Source organism: Streptomyces sp. NPDC012637, from assembly GCF_042954805.1.
Taxonomy (GTDB): Bacteria; Actinomycetota; Actinomycetes; order Streptomycetales; family Streptomycetaceae; genus Streptomyces.
Genome location: NZ_JBIBDS010000002.1, coordinates 768,843 through 780,657 on the forward strand (window position 1 = coordinate 768,843; position 11,815 = coordinate 780,657).

11 protein-coding genes are annotated in these 11,815 nt (G+C 73.9%); 7 read left to right on the forward strand and 4 right to left on the reverse strand.

The features are described from left to right. Positions 1-373: 373 nt before the first annotated feature. Both ACFY8W_RS11665 and ACFY8W_RS11670 read left to right on the forward strand, forming a co-directional pair. A complete protein-coding gene (locus ACFY8W_RS11665) occupies positions 374-922 on the forward strand; it encodes a hypothetical protein (protein WP_391103255.1) in 549 nt (182 codons plus the stop codon). Between the two features lie 252 nt (positions 923-1,174). Beyond that, positions 1,175-1,723 (forward strand): DUF1062 domain-containing protein, encoded by a 549-nt coding sequence (locus ACFY8W_RS11670; protein WP_391103258.1) that lies wholly within the window; start codon positions 1,175-1,177, stop codon positions 1,721-1,723. A gap of 77 nt (positions 1,724-1,800) precedes the next feature. Here ACFY8W_RS11670 and ACFY8W_RS11675 read toward each other — a convergent pair whose 3' ends face one another. Further along, positions 1,801-5,019 (reverse strand): sacsin N-terminal ATP-binding-like domain-containing protein, encoded by a 3,219-nt coding sequence (locus ACFY8W_RS11675; RefSeq protein ID WP_391103260.1) that lies wholly within the window; start codon positions 5,017-5,019, stop codon positions 1,801-1,803. 391 nt (positions 5,020-5,410) lie between these two features. Further along, positions 5,411-6,337: a DUF3027 domain-containing protein gene (locus ACFY8W_RS11680; RefSeq protein ID WP_391103262.1), complete on the reverse strand. Its 927-nt coding sequence runs from the start codon at positions 6,335-6,337 to the stop codon at positions 5,411-5,413. Positions 6,338-6,705: 368 nt separating this feature from the next. Between ACFY8W_RS11680 and ACFY8W_RS11685 the strand changes: the two genes are divergently transcribed. The 4 genes from ACFY8W_RS11685 to ACFY8W_RS11700 all read left to right on the forward strand — a co-directional run bounded on the left by ACFY8W_RS11685 (position 6,706) and on the right by ACFY8W_RS11700 (position 10,355). Then, positions 6,706-8,088 carry an MFS transporter gene (locus tag ACFY8W_RS11685; protein WP_391103264.1) on the forward strand — a complete coding sequence of 461 codons (1,383 nt, stop codon included), beginning with the start codon at positions 6,706-6,708 and terminating at the stop codon, positions 8,086-8,088. A gap of 154 nt (positions 8,089-8,242) precedes the next feature. Continuing rightward, positions 8,243-8,731: a DUF2771 domain-containing protein gene (locus ACFY8W_RS11690; protein ID WP_391103266.1), complete on the forward strand. Its 489-nt coding sequence runs from the start codon at positions 8,243-8,245 to the stop codon at positions 8,729-8,731. Beyond that, positions 8,728-9,510 (forward strand): futalosine hydrolase, encoded by a 783-nt coding sequence (locus tag ACFY8W_RS11695; protein WP_391103893.1) that lies wholly within the window; start codon positions 8,728-8,730, stop codon positions 9,508-9,510. Before ACFY8W_RS11690 ends, ACFY8W_RS11695 begins: the two co-directional genes overlap by 4 nt. Beyond that, positions 9,498-10,355, forward strand: a complete 858-nt coding sequence (locus ACFY8W_RS11700) for an MqnA/MqnD/SBP family protein (RefSeq protein ID WP_391103268.1) — start codon at positions 9,498-9,500, stop codon at positions 10,353-10,355. The genes ACFY8W_RS11695 and ACFY8W_RS11700 overlap by 13 nt, the downstream gene beginning before the upstream one ends. A 3-nt stretch (positions 10,356-10,358) precedes the next feature. On the opposite strand, the gene ACFY8W_RS11705 is transcribed toward ACFY8W_RS11700, so the two are convergent. Beyond that, complete coding sequence (locus tag ACFY8W_RS11705; protein WP_031073201.1) at positions 10,359-10,742, reverse strand: cold-shock protein; 384 nt, start codon at positions 10,740-10,742, stop codon at positions 10,359-10,361. Between the two features lie 163 nt (positions 10,743-10,905). On the opposite strand from ACFY8W_RS11705, the gene ACFY8W_RS11710 reads away from it, so the two are divergent. Next, positions 10,906-11,184 carry a hypothetical protein gene (locus ACFY8W_RS11710; protein WP_391103270.1) on the forward strand — a complete coding sequence of 93 codons (279 nt, stop codon included), beginning with the start codon at positions 10,906-10,908 and terminating at the stop codon, positions 11,182-11,184. On the opposite strand, the gene ACFY8W_RS11715 is transcribed toward ACFY8W_RS11710, so the two are convergent. Beyond that, a complete protein-coding gene (locus tag ACFY8W_RS11715) occupies positions 11,172-11,789 on the reverse strand; it encodes a haloacid dehalogenase-like hydrolase (RefSeq protein ID WP_391103272.1) in 618 nt (205 codons plus the stop codon). The two genes, ACFY8W_RS11710 and ACFY8W_RS11715, sit on opposite strands and share 13 nt — an antisense overlap. Positions 11,790-11,815 lie beyond the last annotated feature (26 nt).

Consider the following 11,815-nt stretch of genomic DNA (forward strand, 5'->3'; position numbering starts at 1 on the left):
TTCCCCCTACGTCAGCATCCGCACCGGATTGTGGTGGTCAGACCGGGCCGGTGGATAGGCAGCCTAGAAGGTATTGATCTGGTAAAGGAACAATGAACATGCGCTCGCTTTGTGATTAACGTCACTCTCCGAATGCTGCATGTGAACCGATATGCCCGCCCTTCCGGTACGCATCCGGCACTCAGGGGCAGACCCGCCCGCAAGCCCCGGCTCGAATTCCGGTACGGACCGCCGCCCTCAAACCCGCTGTACGAGAAAAGGCCGAATCGCTCGACGGGAGCACACCTGTTCGGCCAAGCTGTCCTTAACGCGCCTTCACACAGGGCCCGTTGAACGACAACAACATCTGCACACACATACGTACGGGGGAAACATGGCACGTATCGCCCAGCGCTGGTCCGCGCGCATAGCAGGCGCGGCGGCCGCAGCCGCACTGATCTTCGGCACCACGACCGGCACCGCGTCCGCCGCGACCGGCCCCACCCCGACCCCGCCGTCGATCCAGGTCGACGAGACCGCGAACTACGCGGTGGTCGCGACCCCGCACCCGGACACCACCGGCTGTAACGGCTACAAGGTGACCGGCACCGGAACCGTCACCGGCGTCCCGACCACCAACGGCACCTGGACGCAGGACGAGACGGCCTGCACCGCGACCATCCCCGGCAAGTGGGACATCAAGGGCACGGCGACCCTCGCCGAGCCCGACGGCGACAAGCTCGTCATCAGCTACGCCCTCACCGCGCCGCTGACGTCGGACACCACGGTCTACCCGTCCGGCACCTGGACGATCCTCTACGGCGTCGGCCAGTACGAGGAGACCACCGGCGGCGGCACGATGAACGCCACGGTCAACCTGAACGACCACGAGCACGTCACCTGCAAGCTGATCGGCTCCTTCCGCTACAAGTACCAGATCTGACCGAGCATCGACCCGGTGGCGGGGACGGCGCGAAGAGCGCCGTCCCCGCCACCGGCGTTCGCCGGGCGCGCGAAAACCGTTGGCGCGGCCTCGCGTCGCGCCGCTAGCGTGCGCTCGAACCAGTCGTCCAGGCGAAGGACATGCCGTTGTACACCGTGTGAGACACCCCGAGAGCTGATCGGTCGCGCGTCGCGCTTCTGCGCCGCGCTGCTTTTTGCTGCGGATTTCTCACACTGGAACCGGTGTATTTCTGTGCTCGACAACTGGGTCGTCATGCCCACCTGCCTGCCCCTCGTCCTCCGTCGCTGCCACACGTGCGCGTCCGAACGTTTCCGTGCGCACGGCAAGTTCCGCGTCAACGCCAACCACAAGCGCATCGACGCCTGGATCCTCGTGCTGTGCACCGGCTGCGGGGAGACGGCGAAACTCACGCTCTTCGAGCGGATGAACGTGCGCTCCGTCCGGCCCGACCTCCTCGACCGGCTGCACGCCAACGACATCGGCCTGGCGGCCGAACTGCTGCAGGATCCGGTCGTGCAGCGCCGCAACCGCATCGCCCTCGACTGGGAGGGCGCCTGGCGCCTCGACACCGGCGGATCCGGTCACCTGGACCGCGAGGTCATCGACGTCACGGTCCGCTTCGCGGCGCGGATCCCGGTCCGGCCGGTGCGGCTGATCGCCGAGGGCTGCGGCCTCTCGCGGGCCGGCACCGAGCGGCTGATCGAGGAGGGGAAGCTCGTCTCGGCGGTCCGGCTGAACACCCGGCTCTCCGGCGACTTCACCTTCACCCTCAAGCGCTGAGCGCTCCCCGGGGCGGAAGGGGTCGGCGGCGGCACCCGGGCGGATGCCGCCGCCGACCGCTCCCTCGCGGCGGCTGCTCAGTCGAACCAGCGGTCGCGGGCCAGCTCCGACGTCCGTGACGGGTCTTCCAGGAGGGCCGCCACCTCGAAGCGGCGGGGCCACTGGCCCGCGGCCCAGGCCAGGCCAGCGGCGACGCCCTCCAGGGTGGCGGCGTGGACGACGCCGTCGGAGGTGCGGCGCCAGTCCAGTTCGACGTCCGCGGCCCGCAGTTCCTCGTGCTCGACGTACGTGGCCGGGGTCGCCGGACCGAGCAGCGCGTGCACCGACGGCGGTACCTCGTGTTCCTCGCCGACCGTCGTGACCTCGGCCTCCACCGCCTCGCTCAGGCGGCGTACCTGGAACAGCTCGGCGAGGTCGGCCGCGCGGGACGGGGCGACCGGCAGGAGGGGGAGGCCGGCCGCGAGCGGGAGGAGGTCGGGCGCGTCCGCGACCAGGGCCTCGGCCGCGTCGACCACCACGAGCGAGCCGTCCACGACCGCGCGCAGCTCGTCGGGCAGGGTGACCTGCTCGGGGTCCAGGTCGGCCAGGGCCGTGTACAGGGCGTGCAGCTGGGCGCCGGACACCTCGCGGGACGGGTCGGCGAGCCGGCCCAGGAGCTCGGCTGCGCCGCCCGGCTCGTCCAGGAGCGCGGGCACCGAGGTGCGCACGCCCAGGGCCCGCAGCACCTGCTCGTCCTCGAAGCCGGTCGCGTCCGCGGAGTCGTAGAGGCCGATGAGGAGCGGGTCCGTGCCGGCGGCCCGCAGGCCGGCCGGGCGGCGGCCGTCGAGGACGGGGTGGTCGCGCAGCCACCAGGCGGTGTACGACCGGACGGTCTCCGTCGTGCCGTCGGGCAGCAGCACCCGTACGGGCTGGGTGAGGGCGTCCCGCAGCGGCGGCTTGGCGAGCAGGGCCAGCGCCCGCGGCCAGGCGTCGTCGTCGACCAGGTCCAGGTCCCGCACGGCCACGATCTCGGTCGCCACCGGCGGCACTGGGGTCTCCGGCAGCCGGTCCAGGACGTCCTCGCACCACACGTCGACGGCGTCGAGCAGCCCCGCGTCGTCGGGTTCCGCGAAGTCACCCTCGCGCGGCTCCAGTTCGTCCGGGTCGAGGACCAGGTCGGCGGCCCGCACCAGCTGGAAGTCCGCGAGCACACCGCACGCGGCGAGCGGCTGCTCGCCCCAGCGTCCGGCCAGCTCCGCGTCCACGAACGCGAGTTCGTCCTCGCGCATCACGGAGGCGAACGCCGAGCCGGGCAGCACGAGTTCGCCCGCCGGCGCGAGCTCCCCGTCCTCGTCGGGCAGCGCGAGCGCGCCCAGCCACGGCTCGTCCCCGGGGGCCAGGTCCGCGTCCCGTACGAGGGCGAGGACGGTCTCCGCGAGCTCGTCCGCGTCCAGGGCGTCGGCGTCCTCGTCCCAGATCTCGCCCGCGTCGAGGGAGGCGGCGACCGCCGCGCGTACCTGCGGCGTGGTGAGCACCGCGCGCGGTGTGGCCGGTACGGCGCCGAGCTTCTCCAGGATCGGGTGGGCGGCGTCCGGGTGGGCCACCTTCAGGCCGAGCCGCGCCAGGTCGACGGGCGTGTGGTCCTGGGGCAGCAGCACCTGGCGCGGGCCGATGGTGGTGCGGACGCGGGCGGCGGGCGGGGCCGCGGCCGCGTCGTCCTCGACGCCCTCCGTGTGCTCGGTGGCCCCGCCCGCCGGAACCGCGGCCTGCGTGGCCATCAGCGGCACCGGCAGGCCCGAGAGCCGGTCCGGGTCGACGCCCGCGAGCGAGTCGTAGAGCCGCCACCACCACTGCGGGCTCCGGTCCACGCCCGCGAGCCGGTCGACCGCCTCCGTCAGCGGCAGCCGGCCCACGCCGAGCGTCCGCAGCTCCGTACGGCGCTCCAGGCCGGCCGGCAGCAGCGTCGGGAAGACCTCCGCGAGCACCGCGACGGTCTCCGCGCCCGCGCCCTCGACGACCTCCGCCTCGATCGGCCGCAGCGCCGGCAGGTCCTCGGACGCGGCGGCCGGCGCCAGGAACGCCACCCGCGGCAGCCGCTCGAGGACGGCGGCGCGCAGCGCCCCGTCGAGGGCGCCCTTGCCGAGCGGGCCGGGCACGAGGTCGAGGGTGCCGGTGGTCACCGGCCGCCAGTCGGCGAGCAGCTCGGCGTACGCGTCGCCCGCCCGCTCCACGAGGAAGTCGGTGAGCGGCCCGGGCGCCGGGTGGCGGCGGGCGGTGTCCAGCGGGAAGGAGGCGATGAGCAGGGCGGGGATGCCGAGCGGCTCGTCGGTGGGGGTCGGTGCGTGGACGACGGGCGCGGTGCGCGGGAACTGCGGCGCGCCGTCCGTGTCCACGGGTACGGCCCAGGTGACCGACCAGTGCGGGCGCAGGCGTTCCTCGACGGGGCGGTCCTTGAGCAGGGCCGGGTCGAGCGGGCCGCCGTGGCTGACGGTGCGCCAGCGGCGCGGTCCGGCCGCGGAGTCGGCGATGTGGACGTATCCGGCCTCGGCGGTGCGGGTGAGGGTGCGGACGGCGCCGTCCGCCGTCTCGACGACGACCTCGGTCAGACCGGGCAGGGTGAGGAGAAGGGCGTCGTCGACGGCCGCGAGGAGCCGCTCGGCGAGGTCGACGGCGGCGGCGTCGCGCAGCGGCAGGACGACGACCGTGTCGTAGCCCTCGGGCGCGGTGCCCTCGGCGGGCAGCGGGAGCCGGAGCAGCGGTACGTGGCCGTCGCGGCGGCGCAGCTCGTCGCCGAGTCCCGGGCTGTGCCGGGCGGTCTCCGCGGCGAGCGTGCGGGCCTCCGCGAGGGACCAGCGGACGCCGCCGTGGCGGCCGAGGACGGCGGGCTCGTCGGTGACGGCGAGCACGGCGGCGAAGCCGACGCCGAATCGGCCGACGGCGCCGGTGTCGCGCTCGGTGCGCTTGGCGGAGGCGCGGAGGGTGGACAGCGACTCGACGCCCGTCGCGTCGAGGGGGGCGCCGGTGTTGGCGGCGGCCAGGACCGCCGGGCCGTCGGCGTCCGCCGGGTGGAGGGTGAGGCGGAGCCGGCCGGTGACGCCGGCGCGTCGGGCGGCGTCGGAGGCGTTCTGGGCGAGCTCGATCACCAGCCGGTCGCGGTAGCCGCCGAGGACGAGGTCCTCCTCGGCGTTGGCGTCCTCCCGGAAGCGGGCCGGGCCCGCGCCCCACGCGTCGAGCACGCCTCTGCGGAGCCGTGCGGTACCGAAGGGGTCGGTTCCGTCGGTCGACGTCCTGACGCTGACGCTCACGTCTGACTCCACTCTGCGGGACGGGGAAGTGGCCGGTGCCCGAAGGTACCGTGCCCCGCCCCACCCCGACGCCCGGGGCACGTCCACCCCCAGGGGGCGCGCGGAGGCACCCACACGCCGGAGGCGCACCCACGCTCCCAGGAGCCCCGCAGGGCCCCTGCCAGGGCGCTTGGGGCCCGGGTCGCCCAGACCCGACGAGCGGCCGGCCCGGGTCCTACGAGTGGCGGCCAGGGCCGCACGAGCGGCCGGCCGGGCTCGACGGCGGCCGGCCAAAGCTCTACGAGCGGCCGGCCCGGTCCTGAGTGGCCAGGGCCGCACGAACGGCCGACCCAGGCCGCACGAACGGCCGGCCCGGACCCGACGAGCGGCCTGCCCGGGCCCTACGAGCGCCCGGTCCAGTGCCCTACGAGTGGCCCAGGTCCTCCGACGCGTCCGGTTCCGTCGTCGACCCGGAGTCCTTCGCCGGGCGGAGGGGGAACTCGTCGGCGGCCATCGAGTCGAGGACCGGCGGGGCCGGGCGCGGGGGCTTCGGCATGACCGCGGCCTCGGAGTGGCCGCCGCAGCCGTACGAGAGGGAGACGACGCGGCCGTCGGCCGGGGAGAACTCGTTCGCGCACACGCCGAAGGCCTGCTTCAGGGAGCCGGCGATCGGCACCAGGAAGGCGCAGGACTGGCAGCTCGCGGGCGCCGCCTGGGCCATCGGGGTCTTCGCTCCGAAGGCCTCGTCCCAGCGGTCCGCGGCGATGTGCAGGCCGTAGCGGGACAGCACCCGGGCGCGGCGCATGCCGAGCTCCTCGGCGACCGCCGCGATGGCGCCGCGCGACGGGGTGCGCGAGGTGAGCTCGGCGTCCTCCTCGTCGAGGTGGTCCTCCATCTCCTCGGAGACGACGGAGTTCGGCGGCGGGGCGTCCTCGCCCGACCAGCCGGGCTCCAGGCGCAGGTCGTCCTGCTCGGTGGGCAGCAGGTCCCCGGGGCCCATGTCGCCGGGCCGCAGCCGCTCGCTCCACGGCACCCACTCGGGCGCGAGGAGCGCGTCGGAGCCGGGCAGCAGGACGGTTTCGTCGAGCGTGACGTTCTTGGCGCGGGAGGCCCGGGTGACGGTGACCGCCCAGCGCCAGCCCCGGTAGCCGGGTTCCTTGCACTCGAAGAAGTGCGTGACGACCCGGTCACCCTCGGCGACGACCTCGACGTGCTCCCCGACGACGCCGGGCGCGGCGGCCTCCTCGGCCGCCTCCCTGGCGAGGTCTACCGCCTCAACGCACAGACGGTCGGGGGTACGCGTGGCTCGCGGGGTACGCGGGGTACGGCTTCGCGTCGTCGCAGCACTCACAGGTCTCGCTTCTCTCCTACGCCGTCTCACGGGTGCGCCGGCCGAGGAGCGGGAGCGAGCGGGAGCGACGTCCCGGGCGGTGGTACGGAGCGGACCAGAGGGCCGCATCGACGTCCACGCCCGACGAGTCTCGCGTGCTTCTCGCGCGTCTCGGGCACACCTATCGTCATCCATTCTGCGGGATGCCGAAGAGGCGCGCGGCCGAGAACATCCGCCGGTGGCGCGCTACGCACGCTACCCCGTTCGCAGCGCTCAGCCCACCTGCGCGCCCCAAGTGGCCCGCATCGCGGACCGCGGCACCCCTCCGGAGACGGCTCGCGGGCCCCGCCAACGGTTCGTACGACCTGCGCGTGGGGCACTATGACGGAGTGGCAGCCGCACGGTCTTCCGCACGATCCCACGATCATGCCGGGCCGCTCAGCCGAGCGGGCCGGAAGGTCGGCCGCGCCCTGCACCTGCCCTTCACGGGGACCGCCAAGGGCATCAGAAAAGCCACCCATGCGCACGGCGCGGGCGAGTCGGGGCTCGGAAAACTGATCGAGCTGCACGCCGTCAACGGCGCCGGCGACGTCATGATCACCGTCGCCCTCGCCTCCACCGTCTTCTTCTCGGTGCCCACCGACGAGGCCCGCGGCCGGGTCGCGCTCTACCTCGGCATCACGATGCTGCCCTTCACCCTCCTCGCGCCCGTCATCGGTCCGCTCCTCGACCGCATCCCGCACGGCCGCCGCGCGGCCATGGCGGCCGCGATGCTCACCCGGGCGGTGCTCGCCCTCCTCATGTCGGGCGCGGTCGCCACCGGGGGGATCCAGCTGTACCCGGCGGCGCTCGGGGTGCTCGTCGCCTCCAAGGCGTACGGCGTGGTGCGCAGCGCCGTCGTGCCACGACTGCTCCCACCGAACTTCTCCCTGGTGAAGGCGAACTCGCGGGTGACGCTGGCCGGCCTGCTCGCCACCGGGATCGCCGCGCCGATCGGGGCGGGCCTCCAGCAGATCGGCCCGGGCTGGCCGCTGTACGGGGCGTCCGTGCTGTTCCTGCTCGGCACGTACTGGGCGCTGCGGATGCCGCACAAGGTGGACTCGGCGAAGGGTGAGCGGCGGGCCCACCTGCTGACCCACGGCGAGAAGAAGCCGAGCCTGCGGACGGTCGGACCGGCCGTCCTGCACGGCCTCCAGGCGAACGCCTCGCAACGGATGCTGTCGGGTTTCCTGATCTTCTTCCTGGCGTTCCTGCTGCGGGTGCACCCGCTGCCGGGGCAGAGCGCGGCGGTGTCGCTCGGCATGGTGGCGGTGGCGGCGGGCGTCGGCAACGCGTGCGGCACGGCGGTCGGCTCGCTCCTGAAGGAACGGGGCCACGGGCCCGAAGTGATCATCGCCACGATGGTGACGACCGTCCTGGGTGCGGCGATCTGCGCGGCGGTCTTCTTCGGCGGCCTGATGGTGGCCGTGCTCGGCGCGGTGGCCGGCCTGACCCAGGCGCTGTCGAAGCTGTCGCTCGACGCGCTGATCCAGCGCGACGTGCCGGAGTCCGTCCGGACCTCGGCCTTCGCCCGTTCGGAGACGGCACTCCAGATGGCCTGGGTGGTGGGCGGCGCCATCGGCATCTCCCTGCCGCTGAACGGCACGGTGGGCATGTCGGTGGCCGCGGGCATCCTGGCCCTGGGCGCGTCGCTGTCGGTACCGGGTCTGCTGGCGGCGGCCCGCCGCCAGCCCAAGGGGCGGGGCGGCCCGCAGAAGGCGAAGGCGGCGTAGGCCCGTCCGGCCCTGATCCGCCGGACGGCCCTGGGCCCGTCCGGCCCGCCGGGAAGCGGCCGGGCGGCGGCCGGGGGCCCGGGCGGCGTAGCCCGGACGCGGCACGCCGTACCCCCGCGTGGCGTGGGCGCGGCGGCCCGATAGCCTTCGGCCCATGACCGTTGCGTTCCTGACCCGTAAGCGCCGCCGGGCCGCCGTGGCCCTCGGGGCCGTCTCCGCCGGGCTCCTCGTCCTCTCCGCCTGCGACAAGCCGACCCCGCTCGCGACCGTGACGGTCGGGTCCTCGTCGGTGAACTCCGAGGCCGCCTGCTACAACGACGGCGACGCCCTGCCCGACAAGGAGATCACGGCCTGCCTCAACAAGAAGGCCGGCAAGTCGATCTCCGTCGACCCCTCCGACAAGATCCGCTTCGGCGTCGACCCGGAGATCGCCGAGAAGGGCTGGACGATCTTCCTGAACGGCACGAACGCCGAGCCGGAGCCGTTCAAGAAGACCTACCGGACCATCCCGGCCAGCGCGTTCTTCGCCAGCCAGATGGGTGAGTCCACGGACAAGACCCAGGTCACCATCGTCGAGAGCGATGCCGAGAACAAGAAGGTGACCGGCATCTGGTCCTTCGAGCTGAAGAAGAAGGACTCCTGACCCGCCGGACCCTCGTCGTGACGGCCGTGGCGGCGGAGGCGGACTCCGTCGCCGGCGGCCTCGCGATCCCCTGGCCGGGCGCGGGCACGTCGCCGCTGCCCGGCGGTTACGTGCTGCGCCGCCACACCGGCCCGGCGACGCACCCCGCCGTCGACGGCCCGGTCGTCGACGTCCTCGTCGCGGGCGTGGGCCCCGCGGCCGCCGCCGCCGCGACCTCGACGGCCCTCGCGCACGCGACGGCGCTCGCACACCCGTACGACCTCGTCGTCTCCGCCGGGATCGCCGGCGGTTTCCTCCCGCACGCGCCCATCGGGACCGTCGTCGTGTCCGACGCCGTCGTCGCGGCCGATCTCGGCGCGCAGACGCCGGACGGCTACCTGGCCGTCGAAGAGCTCGGCTTCGGGCGGTCGGCCCACCCGGTGGCGCCCGGACTGGCCGGGGCCGTCGCCGAGGCGCTCGCGGACGGCGGACTGCGGCACGTCGTCGGACCGGTGCTCACCGTGTCGACCGTGACCGGCACCGCCGGCCGGGCGGCCGAACTGGCGGGGCGTCATCCCGGCGCCGCCGCCGAGGCGATGGAGGGCTTCGGCGTGGCGGAGGCCGCCGCCGCGTACGGCGTGCCCGTCGTCGAGATCCGGGCCGTGTCGAACGCCGTCGGCCCGCGCGACCGCGCCGCCTGGCGGATCGGCGAGGCCCTGGCCGCGCTGCGGCACGCCTTCCAGCTGGTCGGCCAGACCCTGTTCGTGGAGCCGGAGGAGTCCTCGTCGTGCCCAAGCTGAAGATCGCCTACTCGCCCTGCCCGAACGACACCTTCGTCTTCGACGCCTGGGCGCACGACCGGGTCCCGGGCGCGCCGCGGCTCGACGTGACCTTCGCGGACATCGACCTGACCAACGGGTGGGCCGAGCGCGGTGACGCCCGGCACGACGTCCTGAAGGTCTCGTACGCCGTCCTGCCGTGGATCCTCGACGAGTACGCGCTGCTGCCCTGCGGCGGCGCCCTGGGCCGCGGCTGCGGCCCCCTGGTCCTGACCCTCCCCACGGCCGGCGGCCCGGCGGACCTCGCCGGGAAGACGGTCGCGGTGCCGAGCGAGCGTTCGACGGCCTATCTGCTGTTCCGGCTGTGGGCCGCGGACATGGTCCCGGGAGGCGTCGGCGAGGTCGTCGTCCTGCCGTTCCACGAGATCATGCCGGCCGTCCGCGACGGCAAGGTGGACGCCGGGCTCGTCATCCACGAGGCCCGCTTCACGTACCGGAACTACGGTCTGCACGCGCTCGCCGACATGGGCGAGCACTGGGAGCACACCACCGGCCTGCCGATCCCGCTCGGCGCGATCGTCGCACGGCGCTCGCTGGGCGAGGACATGCTGCGACTGCTCGCCGAGTCGGCACGGGCATCGGTCAGGATGGCCTGGGACGACCCGTCCGTCTCCCGCCCGTACGTACTCGAGCACGCGCAGGAGATGGACCCGAAGGTGGCCGATCAGCACATCGGTCTCTACGTCAACGAGTTCACCGCCGACCTCGGCGAGACCGGTTACGCGGCGGTGCGCGGGCTGCTCACGCGCGCCGCGGCCGAGGGACTCGTACCGCCCCTCGGCCCCGACGCGCTGCGTTTCCCGTAAGGGTCAGACGTCGAGCTGGTCCGCCACCGCCCGCAGCAGGCCCGCGATCTTCTTGCCGTGGACCTTGTCGGGGTAGCGGCCGCGCTCCAGCATCGGCGTGATGTTCTCCAGGAGCGTGGTGAGGTCCTGCACGATGGACGCCAGTTCGTCGGGCTTACGGCGCTGCGCCGCGGCGACGGACGGGGTCGGGTCGAGGACCGTGACGGAGAGCGCCTGGTCGCCGCGCTGGCCGGCGACCACGCCGAACTCCACGCGCTGCCCCGGCTTCAGGGCGTCGACTCCGGCGGGGAGCACCGACGAGTGCACGAAGACGTCACCGCCGTCGTCGCGGGAGAGAAAGCCGAAGCCCTTCTCGCTGTTGAACCATTTGACCTTGCCGGTAGGCACGTCCGTTCCTCGTCCTCGTACTCGATGGGTGCGCCGGGATCCCGGCTACGGAAAGAGATACAGCGGGTCACCGAGACCCGCCGGCACCAAGGCTAATGGGCTGAGGCCCGGTGACAAGACGTCCCCGGTCCGTTCCCTCCGGCCTGGGAACTACCCTGGCCGAATGCGTGATGAAACCCCTTCGGCCCCGTCGGACGACAGTGCTCCCGGTGACGGCCTCGTGCGCGCCGGTGCGATCGTCTTCATCGTCGGCGCGATCGCGACCCTGGTCACGGTGGCTCCGCTCTTCCTCGGAACCGACCCGTTCCCGACGGTCGCCTACCTGGTGTCGATGCTCATGGGCGTCGGCTTCCTGATCGCCGGAGCGGGCGTCCTCCGCTCGATCGCCGCCGGGCGCCGCCGGGCGCGGGCCGTGCAGGCGGCGGCCGCTCAGCCCCGGTAGCCCTCCCACCAGGGCCGGAAGTCCGTCAGGTCGGCGAGGACCACGTCCGCGCCGGCCGCCCGCAGCTCCTCCGGGGCGCACGGACCGGTGGCCACGGCCACCGACAGGGCGCCCGCGGTGGCCGCGCCCCGCACGTCGCCCACGTGGTCGCCGACGTACACCCCGGCGCCGTGCTCCCGCAGCGCCTCCGCCTTGCCCTCCGCCCACAGGCCGCCGATGACGGCGTCGGGCTCGATGCCGAGGTGGGACAGGTGCAGCTTGGCGTGCGGCTCGTTCTTGGCGGTGACCACGATCGTCCGGCCGCCCGCCTCGCGAACGGCCTGAATCGCATCCCGCGCGCCGGGCAGCGGCAGGCTGGGCTCGATGGCGTACGCCGGGTAGAGCGCGCGGTAGCGCGCCACCATCTCCTCGACCTGCTCCGCCGGGAACCACTCGGCTATCTCCCGCTCCAGCGGCGGCCCCAGCCGCGAAACGGCCAGATCGGCGTCGATGGCGACACCGGTCTCGGCGGTGAGCGCCACGTAGGCCGCCCGGATCCCGGGCCGGGAGTCGATGAGCGTCATGTCGAGGTCGAAGCCGACGGTCGGCGGCAGTGTGGATCGCATGGGGGCCATTGTGCCCGTGAGGGCGA

Excerpts from the sequence above, each read along its gene's own strand:
- ACFY8W_RS11690 (WP_391103266.1), top strand. The coding sequence starts at position 8,243 with ATGACCGTTGCGTTCCTGACCCGTAAGCGCCGCCGGGCCGCCGTGGCC.
- ACFY8W_RS11665 (WP_391103255.1), top strand. The coding sequence starts at position 374 with ATGGCACGTATCGCCCAGCGCTGGTCCGCGCGCATAGCAGGCGCGGCG.
- ACFY8W_RS11710 (WP_391103270.1), top strand. The coding sequence starts at position 10,906 with ATGCGTGATGAAACCCCTTCGGCCCCGTCGGACGACAGTGCTCCCGGT.
- ACFY8W_RS11715 (WP_391103272.1), bottom strand. The coding sequence starts at position 11,789 with ATGCGATCCACACTGCCGCCGACCGTCGGCTTCGACCTCGACATGACG.